Annotated in this window: 19 protein-coding genes; 12 read left to right on the top strand and 7 right to left on the bottom strand. The window is 60.4% G+C overall.

Annotated elements, in window-relative coordinates; genetic code table 11:
- Window positions 1–2 precede the first annotated feature (2 nt).
- The 7 genes from Q1B16_RS08590 to Q1B16_RS08560 all read right to left on the bottom strand — a co-directional run bounded on the left by Q1B16_RS08590 (window position 3) and on the right by Q1B16_RS08560 (window position 7,698).
- Window positions 3–1,400, bottom strand: coding sequence for a DUF4214 domain-containing protein (locus Q1B16_RS08590; protein WP_299786622.1), 1,398 nt, complete (start codon window positions 1,398–1,400; stop codon window positions 3–5).
- A gap of 88 nt (window positions 1,401–1,488) precedes the next feature.
- A complete protein-coding gene (idi, locus tag Q1B16_RS08585; protein ID WP_299786620.1) occupies window positions 1,489–2,037 on the bottom strand; it encodes an isopentenyl-diphosphate Delta-isomerase in 549 nt (182 codons plus the stop codon).
- Window positions 2,034–3,218, bottom strand: a complete 1,185-nt coding sequence (locus Q1B16_RS08580; protein ID WP_299786619.1) for a geranylgeranyl diphosphate reductase — start codon at window positions 3,216–3,218, stop codon at window positions 2,034–2,036. Before Q1B16_RS08580 ends, idi begins: the two co-directional genes overlap by 4 nt.
- A gap of 2 nt (window positions 3,219–3,220) precedes the next feature.
- Window positions 3,221–4,504: a BCD family MFS transporter gene (locus Q1B16_RS08575; RefSeq protein ID WP_299786617.1), complete on the bottom strand. Its 1,284-nt coding sequence runs from the start codon at window positions 4,502–4,504 to the stop codon at window positions 3,221–3,223.
- A complete protein-coding gene (gene chlG / locus Q1B16_RS08570) occupies window positions 4,504–5,409 on the bottom strand; it encodes a chlorophyll synthase ChlG (protein ID WP_299786615.1) in 906 nt (301 codons plus the stop codon). The genes Q1B16_RS08575 and chlG overlap by 1 nt, the downstream gene beginning before the upstream one ends.
- 82 nt (window positions 5,410–5,491) lie before the next feature.
- Window positions 5,492–6,850: a transcriptional regulator PpsR gene (ppsR, locus tag Q1B16_RS08565; RefSeq protein ID WP_299786613.1), complete on the bottom strand. Its 1,359-nt coding sequence runs from the start codon at window positions 6,848–6,850 to the stop codon at window positions 5,492–5,494.
- Between the two features lie 62 nt (window positions 6,851–6,912).
- A complete protein-coding gene (locus Q1B16_RS08560) occupies window positions 6,913–7,698 on the bottom strand; it encodes a hypothetical protein (protein WP_299786611.1) in 786 nt (261 codons plus the stop codon).
- A gap of 294 nt (window positions 7,699–7,992) precedes the next feature.
- Here Q1B16_RS08560 and bchF point away from each other — a divergent pair, with 294 nt between their 5' ends.
- The 12 genes from bchF (at window position 7,993) to acsF (ending at window position 21,455) form a co-directional block, all read left to right on the top strand.
- Window positions 7,993–8,502: a 2-vinyl bacteriochlorophyllide hydratase gene (gene bchF / locus Q1B16_RS08555; RefSeq protein WP_299786609.1), complete on the top strand. Its 510-nt coding sequence runs from the start codon at window positions 7,993–7,995 to the stop codon at window positions 8,500–8,502.
- Entirely contained in the window at window positions 8,499–9,785 is a 1,287-nt protein-coding gene (locus tag Q1B16_RS08550; protein WP_299786607.1) for a ferredoxin:protochlorophyllide reductase (ATP-dependent) subunit N, read from the top strand. Before bchF ends, Q1B16_RS08550 begins: the two co-directional genes overlap by 4 nt.
- 61 nt (window positions 9,786–9,846) lie before the next feature.
- Window positions 9,847–11,403, top strand: coding sequence for a ferredoxin:protochlorophyllide reductase (ATP-dependent) subunit B (bchB, locus tag Q1B16_RS08545; RefSeq protein ID WP_299786605.1), 1,557 nt, complete (start codon window positions 9,847–9,849; stop codon window positions 11,401–11,403).
- The gene (locus Q1B16_RS08540; RefSeq protein WP_299786603.1) at window positions 11,393–14,962 is read left to right on the top strand and encodes a magnesium chelatase subunit H; all 3,570 of its coding nucleotides are present in this window, start codon (window positions 11,393–11,395) and stop codon (window positions 14,960–14,962) included. Before bchB ends, Q1B16_RS08540 begins: the two co-directional genes overlap by 11 nt.
- 178 nt (window positions 14,963–15,140) lie before the next feature.
- Window positions 15,141–15,959 carry a ferredoxin:protochlorophyllide reductase (ATP-dependent) iron-sulfur ATP-binding protein gene (gene bchL, locus Q1B16_RS08535; protein WP_299787843.1) on the top strand — a complete coding sequence of 273 codons (819 nt, stop codon included), beginning with the start codon at window positions 15,141–15,143 and terminating at the stop codon, window positions 15,957–15,959.
- On the top strand, window positions 15,959–16,630 hold the full coding sequence (gene bchM / locus Q1B16_RS08530; RefSeq protein WP_299786601.1) for a magnesium protoporphyrin IX methyltransferase: 672 nt from the start codon (window positions 15,959–15,961) through the stop codon (window positions 16,628–16,630). The genes bchL and bchM overlap by 1 nt, the downstream gene beginning before the upstream one ends.
- Window positions 16,627–18,066, top strand: a complete 1,440-nt coding sequence (locus Q1B16_RS08525) for a PucC family protein (RefSeq protein WP_299786599.1) — start codon at window positions 16,627–16,629, stop codon at window positions 18,064–18,066. Before bchM ends, Q1B16_RS08525 begins: the two co-directional genes overlap by 4 nt.
- A gap of 27 nt (window positions 18,067–18,093) precedes the next feature.
- Window positions 18,094–18,873 carry a photosynthetic reaction center subunit H gene (puhA, locus tag Q1B16_RS08520; protein WP_299786597.1) on the top strand — a complete coding sequence of 260 codons (780 nt, stop codon included), beginning with the start codon at window positions 18,094–18,096 and terminating at the stop codon, window positions 18,871–18,873.
- A gap of 30 nt (window positions 18,874–18,903) precedes the next feature.
- A complete protein-coding gene (gene puhB, locus Q1B16_RS08515) occupies window positions 18,904–19,539 on the top strand; it encodes a photosynthetic complex putative assembly protein PuhB (protein WP_299786595.1) in 636 nt (211 codons plus the stop codon).
- 12 nt (window positions 19,540–19,551) lie between these two features.
- Window positions 19,552–20,019, top strand: coding sequence for a photosynthetic complex assembly protein PuhC (puhC, locus tag Q1B16_RS08510; protein ID WP_299786593.1), 468 nt, complete (start codon window positions 19,552–19,554; stop codon window positions 20,017–20,019).
- 18 nt (window positions 20,020–20,037) lie between these two features.
- Window positions 20,038–20,334 (top strand): hypothetical protein, encoded by a 297-nt coding sequence (locus Q1B16_RS08505; protein WP_299786591.1) that lies wholly within the window; start codon window positions 20,038–20,040, stop codon window positions 20,332–20,334.
- A complete protein-coding gene (gene acsF, locus Q1B16_RS08500; protein ID WP_299786589.1) occupies window positions 20,331–21,455 on the top strand; it encodes a magnesium-protoporphyrin IX monomethyl ester (oxidative) cyclase in 1,125 nt (374 codons plus the stop codon). The genes Q1B16_RS08505 and acsF overlap by 4 nt, the downstream gene beginning before the upstream one ends.
- Window positions 21,456–21,468 lie beyond the last annotated feature (13 nt).

Here is a 21,468-nt window from a genome sequence, read left to right as displayed (position 1 = left end):
GGTCAGACCCAATCCAACGCGTCGTCTGTGAGGCCGGTCACGCTGATGGTGAACTCCGACCCTTGCGCCGTGTCGACCAGGGTCGCGTGGTCGTCAATGATCGATTTGACCTCTGAGACGGAGTCGACGGTCCCATCGAACGCCTGCATCGCGGCCTGCGCCACGGAACCGTTGTTCAGCCCGTTGACCACAGCAAAGTAAGCGCCGATCTCGGCTTTCATCTCGAGGTATTGCGCGTCGACCGCGCTTCCGGTGGCCGCCTTGGCCCCGCCGATCATCGCGAGGATAAAGGACGCTTGATCCACCGAGCCCGAGTCCAACGCGTCGACCCAATAGGTAAAGCCTGCGGCATCCGGCGCGCGACCAAGAACGTTTGAGTAAACTGCGGTCACGAAGTCGGAAGTCGAGTTCGACCCGCCATACAAGGACTGTGTCTCGGGTGAGTCGTAGAATTTCCGTGCGATTTCGTCCATGGACGAGCCGCTCGCCAATTCCGATCCCCAGAAAAGAAGCCCGGTGGCGTCGGGTGCCCGGTTGAAATAGGCGACATAGAGTTCACAGAACGCCAGCATGTCGGCATCCGTCAATTTGCCCACATTGGTGAATTTTGTCAGATCAAAGGAAGTATCATCGAAGTCGAGGATTTCGATACTGTTCAAGGTGTCTGTCCCGTCGCGACCACTGCGGTCTTCGATGATGATCGTGTCATCACTGATCGTCAAACCGTAGTTCGATCGATCGTTCATGTAGACGGCGGTGTCGATCCCGCCTTGTCCTGACAGAATGTCGTTGCCGCCTGACCCGGTGATCGTGTCATTCTGATCGGTCCCGACAAGGTTTTCTGCGGTTGCAGTGCCCACGAGGACACCGGCCGTGTCCGGTTGCGAATTGGTGTTCTCCGGCACCGATGCCGACGGGCCCAAAATGTCGGGCGTCGTCTCGCCGCCGGTCATTGCGAAGTTCTGCGTGACCATGACCGAGTAATACGTGCCACTGTCGTAGGAATACGTCCCGGTCTGGATGCCGATGCCGACGACTTCGAGCTCGGGCATCAGGATATTCTCCCGGTGTCCGGCGCTGTTCATCAAGGCGATGTGCAGGTCGTAGACATCGTCGAACAGGCCCTCATCGCCCCGCTCGCTCTGTGCCGCGATGTTTTCCGCCGTGCGCCACGAACCGGACAAATCAAAGCCCTCGGCCTCCATCCTTTCGGTGGGCGTTGAGCCACCAATCCCGGAGTGGCTGAAAACGTTATTGTCGAGCATCCACGAAGAATGCGCGTCGGCAGATGCGTTCAGGACCTTGTCGAGCACGAGAGCATTCAAGCCACGGCTTGTGCGCTCCTCGTTGACGAGGTCCAACATATACCGTTCCAGATCACTGGCGGTGGCAGCAGACATCTCAAACTCCCCAGTTCGAGCCCCACATAAATGTCTAGGGACGGACTGGGGCAACAAACAGGAGCGATTGTGTTTAAAAGTAGCTAATTTATGCTTGGTTTACGCAGGAAACCGCCAGTTTTCCGAAGATTTGTGGCGCATACATGTCAAGGTAAATGCGGAGCCAGGGGGTAAACCGACCGGGGTCGTTAACGACCTCTTGCATCAAATCGCCATAGCGCACCCACCGAGTCGCCATGACTTCGTCGGGATTGAGCGAAAGCTTCGGGGCCGCATCGACCTCGGCAACGAAGATGTCCACAACCTCGTGTTCGATCAGTCCGCCACCAACATCGGCGCGGTACTCTACCTGGTCCTTGAAGTCGAGCGTCAGACCGGTGATGCCCAGCTCTTCATTCAGACGCCGGTTTGCGCAATCCAGACTGCTTTCTTTCCAGTTTGGATGCGTGCAGCATGTGTTCGCCCAAAGACCGGGCGTGTGGTATTTGCCCATTGCGCGACGCTGGATCAGGATCTCGTCTCCGCGCAGCACAAACACCGAAATCGCCTTGTGCTTTAGCCCACGGATATGAGCGTCGAGCTTTTCGACGGGTTCGAGCGTGTCACCGCGCCAAGCAGGGATCAGTGTCTGGCTCATACATGCGTCTCCCGCACGAGTCCCAGAAGATGCCGCGCGTTCTTGAAGCCGATTTTCAGATGCGCCATGGGCCGTGCCTTCACGAGTTTCTTGTTCATATACGCCTCGAAGGTCAGCTTTTGAACATCGACATCGTGACACAGTGACACGAACCTTTCGCGGCGCGAGTCGCTTTTGTAGTACGCGTCCTGCATCTGGCCCAGCACGCGGAACACTGTCTTGTGCTCTTTCATGAACAGGCGGCGAGCGAGGGCGAGGTCGGTGATCCGCCCGGATTTCAAAGTCGCCGCACAAGCGGTCGCGGCGAAGCGGCCGCAGATCATCGCGTAGTAGATGCCTTCACCACTTGAGGGCGCAACCACACCGGCAGCGTCGCCCGCCAGCACCACGTCACGCGCATTGTCCCAGAAGCGCAGAGGTTTCAGGGGAATGGGCGCGCCTTCCTTGCGCAGAGTCTCACAACCTGCAAGCCCGGATGCTTCGCGCAGCGCAGCGGTGGCGTCTTTCAGGTTTACGCTTTGAATATAGGTGCCCATTCCGACGGATGTGGTGCCTCCGTGCGGGAAGACCCAACCGTAAAAGTCGGGGCTGATTGCGCCGTCATAGATCACGTCGCAGCGCATCGGGTCATAGATGTCATTCTTCTCAGGGGCGGCGATGATTTCGTGATAGGCGAATACTAAGGGCACCTTGTCGCCGCCCGGAATTTCGTCGCGCGCAACGCGGGAATTCGCACCATCCGCGCCGATGATCAGCCTGGTCTCGAGTGTGCGCTCTTCGCCGCTTTCCTTGTCGCGGAAGACCACCCAACGGCGCTTGGCCTTCTTGTCGCGGTCGATCCGTACGAATGTGCCAGTGAACCGTACGGCTCCGGCGGCTTCGGCGCGGGCGCGCAGGAAGGGATCGAAATCCTTGCGATCCACCATGCCGACAAAACCGTTCTCGATGGGAATGTCGACATGCCGCCCTGTCGGCGAGATCATCCGAGCGGTGTTCACCTTGGCGACGAGTTGCTCTTCGCCGATGTCGAAATCCTGCATCAGGCGCGGGGGGATGGCTCCGCCACAGGGTTTGATCCGCCCTTCACGGTCCAAAAGCGCGACCGAGTGCCCGGACCGGGCAAGGTCTTCGGCGGCGGTTGCACCCGACGGGCCACCGCCCACGACAACGACATCATACATGGTCACTCTCCTGCGATCAGTTCGGGTTGGCGCGGGCTTCTGCCCTCCATGATGCGCAAAGCCATGAAGGCCGCGCAGAGGAACAATCCCGCTTCGAAGACAAAGACGGCCCCGAAGGCCGGTGCGTCGCTGGTCAGCGTCCGCATCACGTCAGCGGCCGCCGCCCCGGTCAGACCTCCGAACCCGGCGGCAATGGCTTGCGCCGCGCCCCAAAGACCCATGCGCGTGCCCTCGCGCTTTTCCCGGCCTTCTCCCGCCAGCGCCATCATCGACCCGATGGCCGCGACGGCGAACGTACCGTTGAAAAACCCAAGGGCAAAGACCGAGGGCAGTAGGGTTTGGGGCAGGGCGTATCCGCCAAGCATCGCGATCACACAAAGGCTCGCTGCCGAGCCGAGGCATCCGGCAATGACCCAGTTGCGCAGACACCCGAACCGTAGCGCGGTTGCTGCAATGCCGACTGTCAGCATCCCGAGAAACACGCCGCCGTTCTGGATGCCTGACAGAGTCGTGCTTTCGCCGGGAGTGAAGCCAAAGACCAAGCCGGCATAGGGCTCGAGGATTAACTCTTGCATGAAGTAGGCTGTCATCGACAGGAAAACGAAGATCGTGAACAGCCGTGCCCTGGGTTCGCCCCACACTTCGGCCAGACCTTCGCGGAAGGGCACCGGATCGGGTTCGGGCGCCGCTTCGACACCCCGTTCGATACGCCATGTGGCAAGAACGGTGATCGCGAGCGCGGCGAGGGCCACACCGGACACGACACGGATCAGGACGGCAGGGGTGTACGGGTCAAGCAGCTGCCCGACGACACCAGCGGTCATGGCAATGCCGAAAATCATCATCAGCCAGGTGATTGTCGCCGCCGCCGCACGACGGTGCGGCGCGGTTGCGGTGGCGAGCAGGGCCAGAACGGACGTGCCGGATGCCCCGGCGCCCAAACCGATCAGGGCATAGGCGATGACCGACAGGGTCAGGCCAAGCGAATAGCTCGATTTCATTTCGACGACACCCAACGCGGCGAGGATCCCGCCTGCCGCCAGGATCAACATGCCGCGCAGGATCCAGCGTGTGCGGTTGCCACCCTTGTCAGACAGAAAGCCCCAATTCGGGCGGGTGATCTGGATGCCGTAGTGCAGGCCGACCAGCATGCCGGGTAAAACGGCGGGAAGCGCCAGCTCGACCACCATCAACCGATTCAACGTCGAGGTGGTCAGGACCACGATCGCGCCAAGCGCCATTTGCACCAGACCCAAGCGTACGATTGCGAACCAACCCAGCGTCATCAGAACGCTCCTACCGCGCGCAGGGCAAAGGCCGAAACCATCATGCCCGAGACATACATCAGAACGCCCGTCGCGTTGTACCACGGCGCTTTGGCCTTCGGGTCTTTCAGCATGACGGACATCGCCCAAAGCTGACCCAGAAGAAGGGCGAGAACGATTGCCGCATGGGTCGACTGCCCCCACTTGGCCAGCGCAAGGATCACGAAGACCTGCGGAACGATCATGACGATGCAGGCGACCTTCGCTGCCTTTTCAGGACCGAGTGTCACCGGGAGGGAATTCACCCCCATCTGGGCATCCCCTTCCAAGGCCTTGAAATCATTGAGGGTCATGATGCCATGCGCGCCGATGCCGTAAAGAAGGGCGATCAGGATGATCGGGCCGGAGGGCAGTGTCTGGCTCAGAACGGCAGCGCCGGTGAACCAAGGCAGGGATTCGTAGGACAATCCGACCAGGCCAGGACCGAACCACCCGGACCGCTTCAGCCGGATCGGTTCGACGGAATAGGCCCATGCAGCGATCACACCGACCACAGTGGCGATGAAGCCCCATGTGCCAAGCAACGCCCCCAACGCCAAGGACAGCACGGACATCGCCAGCGCGATCCACAGCCCCCAGCGGCCGGGGATGCGGCCGGATGGAATGGGGCGGTTGGGTTCGTTGATCGCATCGACATGCCGGTCACACCAGTCATTGGCGGCCTGGCTCATGCCACATACGACCGGACCAGCCAGGATCACGCCGACGATCAATAGGCCAAGATGTTCGGTAATCGCCACACCCGAAGCGACAGCCCCGCACGCGTAGGCCCACATCGGCGGGAACCATGTGACGGGTTTGATCAGCTCCAGCATGGCCGAAGGGGCAGGGTAGCGATCTTGATGTAAACTTACGCTGACAGTCATGTGTCAACTAGACACGACAAATCGATTCACATCAAGCGAAACAGGATGGACAAATTGTCATTTGAGCACAACGGGCGCGGCTTTATTCGCCGTCGGCATCCTTGTTGAGAAGACCGTACTTGCGCAGCTTCACATACAGGCTTTGACGCGACAGGCCGAGCATCTCGGCCGCGGCCACGCGGTTGTTCCGCGTCAGGCTGACGGCGGTTTCGATACACATCTTCTCAACCACATCTGTGGTCTCGGACACGATTTCCTTGAGCGTCGCAGATCCGACGAGCTCCATCACGTTGCGACTCGATTCCTCGTTCGTCTGCATCGGCGCCTTGCGCATGGCGTCGACGCGGCTGATGTCCCGAATGACAAAGCCCAGTGTCGGCTCACCGCGATCCTCAAAATAGGTCACTGACATCTCGACCGGGGTTTTCGCGCCGAAATCGTTCAGAAGCTTCGTGGAGTACATCCGCATCTGCCCGGTTCGCCGCGCATTCTCGACGAGGACGCTCATGTCGATCTGACCGCGTCCAAGGAAATCGGCAAAGCTGCGCCCCCGCACGTCGACCGCGTGCGCGGCATCAACCAGATCGAGAAACGAGTCATTACACGATTCGATGATACCGGCGTCGGACGTGAAGATGATCGCGTCCGAACCCTTCTCGAACATCGAGGCGAGGTTATTGCTCAGATTGTCGAAACGGGCGGTGACTTCTTCGGCCGTGGTCAGACGGCAGATCAGTATGCGTTCTCCGGCGGCACGAAACACTTGCGGCGTGACCAGCACGCGCTGACGTCCCCGACGGGCTTGCACCTCGAGACCGGTCGCGCTTTCCGACATGGACGCATTGATGAGTGCTTCGGTGAACTCCTCGGGCCGCTTGTCCCGGAATTCCTGCGCGAAGGACGAACCGATGAGGTCGTCTCGCGTGGATTGCAATAGAGTCGCCGCGGGGTCGTTCAGATCCTTGATCTTCCCGTCATTGACCGACACGAAGACGATTGAATCCCGAACGGTACGCAGAAGAAGACGGTAACGCGCATCGAATTCGCGTCTTGCCTCGTATCCCTGTTCAAGCGACATCTGAGCCTGAACAAGCTGTTGCTGCGTTTCAGCGATTGGCCGCAGATCGCGGCCAAGCATCAGAAACGATCCGTCCGAACCGAACGGATGAAAACTGTACCGGATCGGAAATTCCCAAACGGCGTTATCGGAATGATTGAGCTCGATGGAGCGAGACGGCGTTTCGCCCTTCTCCATCGACTCCATGACGGCTTCGATCTTGGGACGGCTTTCACGGGTCAGGAATTCGACGAGGGGCCGACCCTCCCAATGGTTCAACTTTCCGAACGACGTTTCGTTCGGATTGATAAGGACGGACAAGACCTTGCCGTCCCGCGACACCACCAACGCGATGTCCGACGCAACCTTGATGATACTCGACAAGACTTCTGCGTCGATGAGGGGAACGGAGCCGCTGCTCCAGAAACTGGACCCACTCGTATTCATTACCGCGTCAAAGACCTGTTTCTGGACTTGTTCTTTTCGCAAAGCTTCAGCGCAACCTTCACATCGTTTGTCACCAGATCGACATCAGTCTTCTCTTTGACGCCGTCCGCAAGGTTGAGAACAATTCCTCCCAAGACGAGAGGTGGGGGCGTCAAGATACCGGTCCGAATGCGTTTAACCAAGTTTGCAATTGATGCAAGCGCGTCCGGGCGCGAGCCCGAAAAGAGAACCATGTCGTAGCTTTCTTCCGACAGCGCCATGATAACCGTCTCGTCGCGCGCGCCGAAAAGAATGCGAACCGACGCACCGGCGCGCCGCATTTGTGCGGTGGCCACGTGTGGTCCCAACGTATGGCTGTCATTCCCTTGAAGCAGGAGAAGCACATTGATGCCGTCGACGCTCTCGGACGGTTTCGCCGCCCAGGGCGGAGCCAGCAGCGTCAGCAATCCCTGAAGCCGTGCCGTCGCGATCGTGACCTTGGCGAAGCCGATGACATCTTCGCTCCACATGCGGCCCATCTCGCGCGCTGCTTGGGGGATGTAGATGTCGACGATCTGATCGGCGGTGATCCGGCGATCCTTGAGATCATTGAGAAGGGACTCGGAATTGAACGCGCCTGGTTGCAATGCGACGTCCACAAGTTTCTGAACGACACTGCTTCTGATGGTCTGCGCGCCCTCTTCGCCTTTGTCACTGAGCACGGAAAGAACCGTCGAGGCCAAGGCAGAGATGTCCAGCCGGCTTTCCTCAGAAGAGGCGCGGTCGTCGGTATGGTCGTTTGCCATGTCAAACCCTCGTAACCGATACAGCCCAACACCTGTCAAGCATATCGGACATCAATAGTCTCTGATTCTTGTGCCTTAATGTCAAAGGTAATTGACACATATGAGTGGAAGGCTTTTCTTTCAACGCCGTATGGCAGCGAAAAACCCAAAGAAAAAGCTGTTTTGTGGTGATTATCGAGAATCAGGCAAACTTTTCCAGCGGCGCCGAACTGTCAATTTCAGAGTGTAAGTTTTAGTTGACACTTAGCCGAAGCTGACGATACTTTTTAATCATCAGAACACGGAATCGCAGACATGACAGGAACGCATCGCGCCGCTGGAAAGCCAGTGTTTCTCTACACGGAGGAGCAACGCGCACGTCGGGACAGCAGTATTTGGACGACGATTCAGGGCGTGCTCGCACCTCTGCAATTCCTTGTTTTCCTTGTCTCTTTAGCACTGGTTCTGCGCTATCTCCTGACCGGAGCGGGATACGAGGCCGCGACCATATCGATCCTGATCAAGACGGTTTTCCTCCTGACTATCATGGTTACCGGAGCGATCTGGGAAAAGGTCGTCTTCGGCCAGTATCTCTTCGCTCCGGCGTTCTTCTGGGAAGACGTGTTTTCGTTTCTCGTGATCGCATTGCACATGGCATATGTCTGGGCGCTCTTCAGCGGGGCACTGAGCCCTGCCGAGGAAATGTGGCTCGCACTCGCGGCCTATGCCGCCTACGTGATCAATGCCGGTCAGTTTCTTTGGAAGCTGCGCGTCGCACGTCTGCAAGCAGCGAACACACCTCTGACCGAAGAGGTCCCGGCATGACCGAACAATTCGCGCCTCCGCCGTCACGTGGCTGTTCCAACACGCCCGTGTTGAAGGAACGGGGTCAGCACGAAGTGTTTTGCGGTCTGACCGGCATCATCTGGTTGCACCGCAAGATGCAGGATGCGTTCTTCCTTGTTGTCGGAAGCCGCACCTGCGCGCATCTTCTGCAATCCGCTGCGGGCGTGATGATCTTTGCGGAACCTCGTTTCGCGACGGCAATCCTTGAAGAGACTGATTTGGCGGGCATGGCGGACGCACAACAAGAGCTGGACCGCGTGGTCAGCGAACTGCTCGAACGCCGCCCCGACATCAAGCAATTGTTTCTCGTCGGGTCCTGCCCGTCCGAGGTGATCAAGCTGGACCTCGCCAAGGCCGCCGAACGGATGAGCGCGCAATTCGCGCCGAACGTCCGGGTGCTGAGCTATTCGGGTTCCGGGATCGAGACCACCTTTACCCAAGGCGAAGACGCCTGCCTTGCCGCGATGGTGCCGGTTCTGCCGCAGACCGATGCGCGTGAATTGCTGCTCGTCGGTGCGCTGCCCGATATTGTCGAGGAACAGGCGGTTGGCTTGCTGGAGGCGATGGGCATTGGCCCGATCCGTGTTCTGCCCGCGTCGCGTGTGAATGACGAATATGGGATCGGCCCCAATACGCTCTATGCGCTGACACAGCCATTTCTCACGGAAACGCATGAAGCCTTGCAGCGACGTGGTGCCAATCACATCGCGGCACCCTTCCCGTTCGGAGAAGAGGGTACAACTGCATGGCTCCGCGCAATCGCGGATCAGTTCGGCGTGTCCGACGCGAAGTTTGCCGAAGTCACCGACGCGCCCCGCGCCCGCGCCCGCAAAGCCGTGGCCCAGGCGTCCGAAGCCCTGCGCGGCAAGTCGGTCTTCTTCTTCCCGGACAGCCAGTTGGAAATCCCGCTTGCCCGTTTCCTGACCCGCGAATGCGGCATGGATGCCATCGAAGTCGGCGCGCCGTTTATCCACAAGACGGTCATGGCACCCGATCTTGATCTGCTGGCCGAGGGTCCAACGATCGCCGAAGGACAGGACGTGGACAAACAGCTCGACCGTTGCCGCGACGCGCGCCCTGATCTCACGGTTTGCGGCCTTGGCCTTGCCAATCCGCTCGAGGCAGAGGGCCTGACCACCAAGTGGGCCATCGAACTGGTCTTCACGCCGGTGCATTTCTACGAGCAGGCGGGCGACCTCGCGGGGCTCTTCTCGCGCCCCATGCGCCGCCGCGACCTCCTCAAGCTGGAGGCGGCAGAATGATCCGCTCCTTCATTTTGCCAAATAAACTCCGGGGTCCGGGGCAGCGCCCCGGGAGGCTCTCATGAAGCTCACCGTCTGGACATACGAAGGCCCGCCCCATGTCGGCGCGATGCGCGTTGCCACGGGCATGACCAATTTGCATTACGTGCTGCACGCCCCGCAAGGTGACACCTATGCGGACCTGCTGTTCACCATGATCGAACGGCGCAACCACCGCCCGCCGGTCACTTACACGACCTTCCAGGCGCGCGATCTGGGCGCGGACACGGCTTATCTGTTCAAGGACGCCGCGATGGCCGCCTACGAACGCTTCAAACCCGAAGCGATGATCGTTGGCGCGTCCTGCACCGCCGAACTGATCCAGGACGATCCCGGCGGTCTGGCTGAAACACTCGGTCTCCCGATCCCGGCCATTCCACTCGAACTGCCCAGCTACCAGCGCAAGGAAAACTTCGGCGCGGACGAGACGTTCTACCAGATCGTCAAGGCTCTGGCCCGCCCGATGAAAAAGACCGCGCGTGTGACCGCGAACCTGATCGGCCCCACCGCCCTCGGCTTCCGGCACCGCGACGACATCGTCGAAGTGACCGGCCTCCTGATGGACATGGGCATTGAAGTGAATGTCGCGGCCCCGATGCCCGCGTCGCCATCCGATATCGCCAAGATGGGTCAGGCGCATTTCAACGTACTCATGTATCCCGAAACCGCAGAAACCGCTGCACGCTATATGGAGCGCGAGTTTGGCCAGCCCTACACCAAAACCGTCCCAATCGGCGTCGGCGCGACCCGTGATTTCGTCAAGGAAGTCGCCCAAATCGCCAATTTAGAGCCTGTTCTGGACGACAGCCGCCTGCGGATGCCGTGGTATTCGGCCAGCGTCGACAGCACCTACCTGACCGGCAAGCGCGTGTTCCTGTTCGGCGATGGCACCCACGTCGCCGCCTGCGCCCGCATCGCCCGGGACGAGATGGGGTTCGAAGTGGTCGGCATGGGCTGCTACAACCGCGAACAGGCACGGATGCTGCGCGGTCTGGCCAAGGAGTACGGCGTCGAGGCGCTCATCACCGACGATTACCTCGAGGTCGAGGGCCGGATCGAGGAGCTGGCCCCCGAGATGATCCTCGGCACCCAGATGGAACGCCATATCGGCAAGCGCCTTGGCATTCCCTGCGCCGTCATCTCCGCTCCGGTGCATGTGCAGGACTTCCCGGCGCGGTACTCGCCGCAGATGGGCATCGAAGGCGCGAACGTGATCTTCGACACGTGGGTGCATCCGCTGGTCATGGGGCTGGAAGAGCACCTGCTCACCATGTTCCGCGAAGATTTCGAATTCCACGACGACGCCGGTGCCAGCCATCACGGCGGCAAGGCAAAGCTGCGCGAAATGGGCATCAACGCAACCTCCGAAACAGAGACGAAAACGCCGGAATCCGTGCAAGCGAACACCGGTCCTGTCGAAATTGTGTGGCTTCCTGCCGCCGAAAAAGAGCTGAAGAAAATCCCGTTTTTCGTGCGCGGCAAAGCCAAGCGCAACACCGAAACCTTCGCGTCCGAGCGCGGGGTGCAGGAAATCAGCGTCGACACCCTTTACGAGGCGAAGGCCCATTATGCGCGATAGTTTCGATGAAACCCGGGCGTATAAAATCGCCATCATCACGCTGGACAGCCACGCTGCTGGTCCCGTGGCCCGGGCGTCGTTGAACCTTGCCAAGGATTTCCCCGGCCTGAGCGTAACAGTCCACGCCGCGGCCGAGTGGGCCGAAACGCCCGAGACTCTGGCCGAAACCAAGGCTGCGATTGCCGATGCCGACATGATCGTGGCAAACCTGCTGTTCCTCGAAGAGCACATCGCCCCGATCATGGACGATCTGCGCGCCGCCCGCGAACGTGTTGACGGGATGATTGGCGTGATCGCCGACGCGCAGATCATCAAGCTGACCAAGCTGGGCAAGCTCGACATGAGCAAACCTGCCTCGGGACTGATGAAGCTGCTCAAATCGCTCAAGCCCAAGTCGCAGGATTCAGAGGTCGAAAAGGGCGAAAAGCGGATGCAGCAACTGCGCCGCCTGCCTAAGATGCTCAAGCTGATCCCCGGCAAGGCGCAGGATCTGCGGTCCTGGTTCCTTGTCATGCAGTACTGGCTGGGCGGTTCCGACGACAACATCGAAGCGATGGTGCGCTACCTTCTGGGCAAGTACGCCAAAGGCCGGGAAGAGTGGCTGGGGGCCGAGGCCGAAGCGCCCATCGAATACCCGGATGTGGCTCTGTATCACCCCGATCTGCCCAACCGGATCACAACCGATATCGCCGATCTGCCCCGCCCGGCCGAGGTGAAGGCGACAGTCGGTCTTCTGATGATGCGGTCCTACGTGCTGGCCAACGACACCGCACATTACGACGCCGTGATCCGCGCCTTCGAAGCCAAAGGCATGGCCGTTGTTCCCGCCTTCGCCGGTGGCCTTGATGGCCGACCGGCCATTGCCGAATTCTTCCGCAAGGACGGTCAGACATCGATTGACGCGATGGTGTCCCTGACAGGGTTCAGCCTTGTTGGTGGCCCGGCCTACAATGACAGCAAAGCTGCCGTCGCGGTTCTTGAAGAGCTCGACATCCCGTATATCGCGGCGCACCCGCTCGAATTTCAGACGCTGGGCCAATGGGCCAATGGCGACCAGGGCCTTGGTCCGATCGAGACCACGATGCTCATTGCGCTGCCCGAACTCGATGGCGCGACCTGTCCAACCGTTTTTGGCGGGCGTCACGGTCCCGAGGGTTGCAATGGCTGCCAGTACCAGTGCCCCTGTGACACGCAGTCCAAGGCAATGGCCCCCTGCCGCGAACGTATCGACAGCCTTGCCGAAAAGACCCTGCGTCAGGCCACGCTGCGCCGCAAATCCAACGCTAACAAGAATGTCGGGATAGTCCTCTTCGGCTTTCCGCCCAATGCGGGTGCGGTCGGCACAGCCGCGTATCTGAGCGTGTTCGAGTCGCTTTTCAACACGCTTCACCAGATGAAGGCCGAAGGCTACGACCTCGATCCGCCTGAAACCGTCGACGCTCTGCGCGCCGCCGTTCTCAAAGGCAACGCCAAGCAATACGGACAGGAAGCCAACGTCGCCGCCCATGTGAGCGCCGATGACATCGTGCGAACCACGCCGCCCTTGAAGGCCATCGAAGCGGTCTGGGGCCCGGCCCCCGGCAAGATTCAGTCGGACGGACGCGGTGTCTTCGTTCTGGGCGCGCGGTTCGGCAAGGTGTTTGTCGGCGTTCAGCCCACCTTCGGTTACGAAGGCGACCCGATGCGCCTGCTGTTCGAAAAGGGGTTCGCCCCGACGCACGCCTTCGTCCAGTTCTACCAATGGATGCGCAACACGTTCTGTGCGGATGTGGTCCTGCATTTCGGCATGCACGGCGCGCTCGAATTCATGCCGGGCAAGCAGGCGGGCCTTGGCGCGCGCGACTGGCCGGATCGGCTGATCGGCGAAATGCCCAACGTCTATCTGTACGCGTCGAACAATCCGTCCGAAGCATCCTTGGCCAAGCGCCGCTCGGGTGCCGTGACAGTCACACATCTGACGCCGCCTTTGGCGCAATCTGGTCTCTATAAAGGTCTGCAAGAGCTGAAGGACAGCCTGACGCGGTGGCGCTCGCTTGATCCGTCAGACCATGAACGGGCCGAGTTAGAGACGCTTATCGCCGAACAGGCCGAAGCGGTGGACATGGAGGGCACGGCGCCCGACGCGCTTTGGCTCAAGCTCTTGGAAACCGAAGACGCGCTGATCCCGGATGGGCTGCACATCGTTGGCAAGCCGTTCAGCGATGCGGCCCGGGCCGAGTATCTCAAGCTGATCGAAGCCGCCGATGACGACACACGCGCGCGGGTCGATGCGCTTTTGCAGCAGGAAACCGAACTCGCCGGTCTCATGCGCGCGCTGGACGGGCGGTATACCCCGCCGGTGCCGGGTGGCGATCTGATCCGCTCTGCCGATGTGCTGCCCACGGGCCGCAACATCCATGCTTTCGATCCGTTCCGTATGCCCACCGAATACGCCTGCCGCGATGGCGCGAGACAGGCGCAGTTGCTGCTGGAGACCCACAAGAGCCTGCCGCGCACCGTTGCGCTGGTGCTTTGGGGATCGGACAACATCAAATCCGATGGCGCGCCTTTGGCACAAGCCCTGGCGCTGATCGGCGCGAAACCGCGTTTCGACAGCTTTGGCCGGCTCTCCGGTGCCGACCTGATCCCGCTAAATGAACTGGGCCGCCCGCGCATCGACGTGGTGATGACGCTGTCCGGCATTTTCCGCGATCTTCTGCCGTTGCAGACCCGCATGTTGGCTGAAGCCGCCAAGAAAGCCGCCGAGGCGGACGAACCGCTTGAGATGAACTTTATCCGCGCTCATGCTTGGGTCTATGCGCAGGAAAACGGCGTTGATCTGGAAACTGCTGCATTGCGCGTCTTCTCCAACGCCGAGGGGGCCTATGGCGCAAACGTCAACGCATTGGTCGACAGCTCTGCCTTTGGCGACGAGGACGAGCTTGCCGATGCCTACGAGGCGCGTAAGTCCTTCGCTTATGGCGTGAACGGCAAGGCATCGTCCAACCATGCGCTGCTTCAAGAGACACTCAAGACCGTCGATGTCGCCTACCAAAATCTTGAAAGCGTCGAATTGGGTGTCACCACGGTCGACCATTACTTCGACACGCTTGGAGGCATTTCTCGCGCCGTGAAGCGCGCGCGCGGTGGACAAGAGGCGGCGATCTACATTTCCGACACCACACGCGGCAACGGCAAGGTGCGTACCTTGCAGGACCAGGTCGCGCTGGAAACCCGGTCGCGCAGCCTCAACCCAAAATGGTTCGAAGGGATGCTCAAGCACGGGGCTGAAGGTGTGCGCCAGATCGAGGCGCAAGTCACCAACACGATGGGATGGTCAGCGACCACCGGCAAGGTCGAGCCCTGGGTGTACCAGCGACTGAGCGAAACCTTCGTCCTCGACGAAGACATGCGCGCCCGTCTTGCCGACCTGAACCCGACCGCATCGAGCCGCATGGCGAACCGCCTGCTCGAGGCGCACGACCGCAACTACTGGCACCCCGACGCCGAAACTCTGGCCGCGTTGCAAGACGCTGCCGACGCTCTGGAAGATCGCCTCGAGGGGATCGCCGCAGAATGAGCGCCAACACGTATAACCGGAGGCCCACATCATGAGCCCACTCGACGCCAAAAGCCCCCCCGCCGCCCGCGCCGCATTGCGCGAAGCCGCTGGCCTGGAAGCGCGCGGCCTGTCCGCGCCGCCGGTTCTCAAGGGACAGGACGGCGAAGGATCGGTGCAGGTGCATCAGGACACCTCGATGAAGATCGAGGGAGCGAAGGTGTTTGCCGTCTACGGCAAGGGTGGGATCGGCAAATCCACCACTTCCTCCAACCTGTCCGCCGCGTTCTCCATGCTGGGCAAGAAGGTGTTGCAGATCGGCTGCGACCCCAAGCATGACAGCACCTTCACCCTGACAGGTCAGCTTCAGCCGACAGTCATCGACATCCTGAAAGAGGTCGATTTCCACGCCGAGGAACTGCGCCCCGAAGATTTCGTCGCTGACGGCTTCAACGGCGTGAAGTGCATCGAGGCCGGTGGTCCGCCCGCTGGCACGGGCTGTGGTGGCTACGTGGTGGGTCAGACCGTCAAACTGCTCAAGCAGCACCACCTGCTCGAAGATACCGATGTCGTGCTTTTCGACGTTCTGGGCGACGTGGTCTGCGGGGGCTTTGCTGCCCCGCTACAGCATGCCGATCGCGCAGTGATCGTGACGGCAAACGATTTCGACAGCATCTATGCGATGAACCGCATCATCGCCGCCGTTCAGGCCAAGTCGGCCAACTACAAGGTCCGTCTGGCGGGCTGTGTCGCGAACCGCTCCAAGGACACGAACGAGGTGGATCGCTATTGCGACAAGGTCGGCTTCAAGCGCATCGCGCACATGCCCGATTACGACGCCATCCGCCGGTCGCGGCTCAAGAAGAAGACGCTGTTCGAGATGCCGGACGAGGAAGACATCGTTCTGGCGCGTAAGGAATACATCCGCCTGGCCGAGACCCTGTTCAACGGAACCGAGGCGATGGCCCCGCAACCGCTCGAAGACCGCGACATATTCGAGCTTTTGGGATTCGATTGATGAGCTACGACGCCACACGCGACAGGGTCGAACACTATTTCGACCGCACGGCGACCAAGGTTTGGGAGCGCCTGACCTCGGACGCTCCGGTCAGCCGCATTCGCGAGACCGTTCGCAAGGGCCGGGACCAGATGCGCGACAAGCTGCTGTCTGCGCTGCCTTCCAACCTGAACGGTGTACGCGTTCTGGATGCTGGCTGTGGCGCTGGGCAGATGACGCAGGAACTGGCCATGCGCGGTGCCGATGTCGTGGCGGTGGATATTTCTCCGTCGCTGGTCAAGATCGCGCAGGATCGTTTGCCGACAAGCTTGCATTCGAAGGTGACGTTCTCCAGCGGTGACATGCTCTCTGCCGATCTTGGGTCGTTCGACCACGTCATCGCCATGGACAGCCTGATTTACTACACCGAAGCCGACATCCGCCGCGCGCTTGTCAATCTTGGCGAACGGACACGCGGGTCGGTGGCCTTTACCGTCGCGCCGCGCACGCCGCTTTTGATGACGATGTGGTACGCAGGCAAGGCATTTCCCCGGTCAGACAGATCACCGGTGATGATCCCCCACGGGCCATCCCGCTTGTCGAAAACAGTCTCTGACATTGGTCAACTCAACGATCTGGGTCGGATCAATTCGGGTTTCTACATCAGCCAGGCTTTGGAGTTCCGTCCATGATCGTGAGCCGCAACCAGGTGAAGTCTTTGGGCATGAGGATGCTGCCGTTTTCGGATGCGGCGTCCGACGATCTGCCCCTTGGCCAACTGTTGCGGCTGGCTTTGTTCCAGGTGTCGGTCGGCATGGCCGGTGTCATGCTGCTGGGCACCTTGAACCGCGTGATGATCGTCGAGCTTTCGGTCGCGGCCACACTGGTCGCCATCATGGTCGCGCTTCCGGTGCTCATCGCGCCGTTCCGGGCGCTTTTGGGCTTCAAGTCCGACAATTACCGTTCCGCCATCGGATGGAAGCGTATTCCCTATCTCTGGTTCGGCACGCTTTGGCAGTTCGGCGGTCTTGCCGTGATGCCCGCCTGCCTGTTGGTGCTGGGCGGCGATGTCACACACGACATTCCCTTCGCGGGCGAAGTGCTGGCGGCGCTGGCCTTCATCATGACTGGCCTCGGGATGCACATGACGCAGACCGCCGGTCTGGCGCTTGCTGCCGACCGCGCGACCGACGAAACCCGTCCACGGGTCGTGGCGCTGTTATACGTGATGTTCCTCATCGGCATGGGCCTGTCGGCCATCGTCATCGGTTGGCTGCTTCGGGACTTCAGCGGTCTGTTGCTCATCAAGGTGATCCAGGGATGTGCCGTGGTCACCGTGGTCCTGAACGTGATCGCGCTTTGGAAGCAGGAACGCGTGCGCCCGATGTCGAAGGAAGAGCGCGAGGCACCGCAACCATCGTTCAAGGACGCCTGGACCGATCTGACCTCGGGGGGCACCGCAGGTCGGCTTCTGGTCGTGGTTTTCCTGGGGACGATGGCGTTCAACATGCAGGACGTTTTGCTTGAACCCTATGGCGGGCAAATCCTTGGGCTGAGCGTTTCTGTGACGACGCTTCTCACCGCGACATGGGCCGCCGGTGCGCTATGCGGGTTCGCGCTTGCTGCGCGTGTCCTGGCGCGCGGTGGCAACACCTATCGCATGGCCTCGATGGGACTGCTTGCCGGGATCGCAGCGTTCAGCATCGTGATTTTCGCCGCACCGATGAATTCCGCGCTGCTGTTCTTTCTCGGAGCGGGCCTGATCGGGTTCGGCGGTGGGTACTTCGCCATCTCCACCCTGACCGCCGCAATGACCCTTCCGGTCGAAGGTATTGCCGGTCGCGGTCTCGCGCTTGGCGCTTGGGGCGCGGCGCAGGCCACGGCGGCGGGTCTGTCCACTCTGATCGGTGGCGCGACCCGCGACACGGTCAACGCGATCGCGATGTCCGGCAGCTGGGGCGAGGCGCTTGCCACCCCGGCGACCGGATATTCCGTCGTCTATCACCTCGAAATCGCGCTTTTGTTTGCGACGCTCATCGTTCTGGGCCGTCTCGTTAGCCAAAACAGAAGCACACTCACCTTTCACCAGAAACCGACAGGGCTGGGCCTTGCCGATTTCCCAACCTGACCAAGGCCCATCAAGGAGACTAAACCGATGACCGAAGACTATATCCTTGGAAACCTCGACCTCGCGAGCATCTCGCTCTGGTTGTTTTTTATCTTTTTTGTCGGACTCGTGATCTGGATCCAGCGCGAGAACCAGCGCGAAGGCTATCCGCTTCTGGACGAAGACGGTAGCCAGGCGGATGCGGGCAGCGTGTTCCCGAACCCGTCGGACAAGACATTCAAACTGCCGCATGGCCGTGGCGAATACGTCGTCCCGTCGGGCCAGACGCCCGAGCGGACGGACATCAACGCCAAGCTGACCAAGCAATTCGACAGCGGCGGTTTCCCGTTTGATCCGGTCGGTGATCCGATGGCCGATGGTGTCGGCCCGGCAAGCTGGGCTCCGCGCCGTGACGAGCCAGAACTCGACGGTCACGGCCATCCCAAGATCATCCCGATGTCGGGCAGCGAAAGCTTTCGTGTCTCCGCTGGGCGTGACCCGCGCGGTCTGCCTGTTGTGGCAGGGGACGGCGCCATCGTCGGCAAAATCACCGATATGTGGGTTGATGAGCCGGAACAGCTTGTCCGCTATCTCGAGATGGAACTCGATGCCGAATACGGTGGTGGATCGCGCCTTGTGCCGATCACCTTCACCCGCATCTGGGGCAACCGCGTGAAGGTCCGGTCGATCTTTGGCGAACATTTCGCCGGGGTGCCAAAGCTTGCTGCGGCGCAACAGATCACCAAGCTCGAGGAAGACAAGATCAGCGCCTATTACGGCGGCGGCACGCTCTACGCGAGCCAGGATCGTCTCGAACCGCAACTCTGATCAGCCAATCAGACGACAAGGGGAACCACCATGCCACACGATGACTTTCAGGTAGAACCTGTCAAAGGCCTCCCAGAGACACCTCCCGAGGGGGAGGTGATCCTCTGGCAGGGCAAACCGGACTGGTGGGCCCTGGCCAAGGAATCGCTGAACCTGCTCTGGGTTGCGGGATACTTCGTGTTTCTCGCGGCGTGGCGGTTCGTGGCGGTGTCGGATCTCATGCCGTTGGGTCAGGCGATCTGGGCCTCCGTTCCGTTCCTCATTCTCGGCGCGATCGTCTGCGCCTTGTTGCTTGGCATCGCCTTCGCGCAAGCGCATTACACGGTCTACACCGTCACCAATCGCCGCGTCGCCATGCGGATCGGGGCGGCGCTGACCGTGACTTTGAATCTGCCCTATACGCAGATCGGGTCCGCCAATCTCGATCTTCGCAAGTCAGGGACGGGCACGATCGCGTTCGATCTGCTGGGTGATACGCGGATCAGCTATCTTGTCTGTTGGCCCCATGTTCGCCCTTGGCGCATCTCTCCGACGCAGCCCGCGCTCCGCTGCATCCCCGAGGCCGAAAAGATCGCCGCAATGATCTCAGAGGCAGCCGAGGCCCGCGTTTCGACACCCCAAGTCCAGCGGACAACCGGCGCCCCAGCCGCTGTCGCGGCTGAATAAGGAGCGATGGCAATGCAAACACAAACAGTCGACAAGGCCCGAATTCACGCCACGGAGCGCGAGCTTGTCCCGCGTCTTTTCGTGCGGGCGATGTTCGGGATGGTGATGATCTGTCTGATCATGGTCAGCGCCTACCGCTGGATGGACGGTCCTGTGCAATATACCGCACCGGATTCGCCTATCGTGATCGAGAAAACGCTGTACCTTGAAGGTGCCATGAGCGGCGCGGCCAAGGTCTATGCAGAAGATCGCTCGCTGATCGCGGAATACAGCCCGGACGAGGGCGGTTTCCTCTCTGGTATGTGGCGCGTCCTGCAACGGGAACGCACCAAGGCACGTGTGGATTTGGACGGTCCGGTGATCGTTCGTGCGCGTGAAAACAACCGTCTTGAGATCTTTGATCCCAGCACGGGATGGGGGGCCGACCTCATGGGGTTCGGCGCCGACAACTCGGCCGCTTTCGCCAAGCTGCTGAACTAACCGAAAGGGAATCGGACAATGGGTCTGTTGACAAAAGATATCGAAAGGGCGCCGTGCACAGTGGAAATCAGCCACTGTTTCGAGAGCCTTCATGCGCATGTGCGCTTTAACAACGGCGCAGTGATTTACCCCGGTGATGAGGTGAAGGTTCAGGGGCCCGAGATCATGGCCCCGTTCGGCGAAGTCGTCTCCGAAGACCGCGAGGCGATCATCGTCCGCGCCTCCAAGCTCGAACAACTCTGGACTCGCCTTACGGGCGATTTCGAAGTGATGGAGCTTTGTGAATTCTCGTTCTCCGAGGAGGTCACGCTATGAACATGCAGGTCAAGCACTCCGCCGACGCGACAACCGTCGAAGAAGGTCTCGCCATCCAGGAAGAACAGGCGAAGTACGACGACAATTTCGCGACCGAAACCGCGATGGCGAACACCCTGTTGACGCCACGGTTCTATACCACCGATTTCGACGAACTGGACGCGATCAATGTCGATGGTATCCGGGCCGAATGGGACGCGTTGATCGCCCAGATGGAAGCGGATCCCAACAAGGGTCACTTCAAGAAGAACGAAGATTGGGACCATGTCGATTGGGAGAACATGGAGCCGCAGCTGAAAAAGGAATTCATCGACTTCCTGATTTCAAGCTGCACCGCCGAGTTTTCGGGCTGCGTGCTTTACAAGGAGATGAAGCGGCGCGGCAACAACAAGGACATCACGCAACTGTTCCAACTGATGGCGCGCGACGAGGCGCGGCACGCCGGCTTCATCAACGATGCCTTGCGCGAAGCGGGGCTGCGGGTGAACCTCGGGTTCCTGACGCAGTCGAAGAAATACACCTACTTTCGGCCCAAGTTCATCTACTATGCCACCTACCTGTCGGAAAAGATCGGCTACGCCCGCTACATCACGATTTTCCGTCACCTCGAAGCACATCCCGAACACCGCTTCCATCCGATCTTCAAGTGGTTCGAAGAGTGGTGCAACGACGAGTTCAGCCATGGCGAGGCGTTCGCGCTTTTGATGAAGACGGACCCGAAACTGACTCAGGGGCGCAATGTCTACTGGATCAAGTTCTTCCTTACGGCCGTCTACGCCACCATGTATGTGCGCGATCATCAGCGCCCTGCTTTCCATAAGGCGCTGGGCGTCGATCCGGATTGGTACGCGCACGAGGTCTTCACCAAGACATCCGAGCTGACCAAGCAGATCTTCCCGATCACGCTGGATATCGACCATCCGCGTTGGCAGCCGACGCTGGAACGCTTGCAGCGCGCGAATGTGCAGATTGCCGAGGGCAAAAAGCAGGGCGGTCTGGGCGGGAAGCTCAAGGAGTGGGCCGGATCGGCAAAGGCGGCGTCGTGCTTTGTGTCGCTGTATACGATCCCGGTGAAGAAACATAAGGTGCCCGCCGTGACCCGGTTGGTGCCGTCCTACTAAGCGGTTTCGCCGC

This window comes from uncultured Marivita sp. (assembly GCF_947488135.1).
GTDB lineage: Bacteria > Pseudomonadota > Alphaproteobacteria > Rhodobacterales > Rhodobacteraceae > Marivita.
This window is presented reverse-complemented; position numbering and strand designations above follow the sequence as displayed.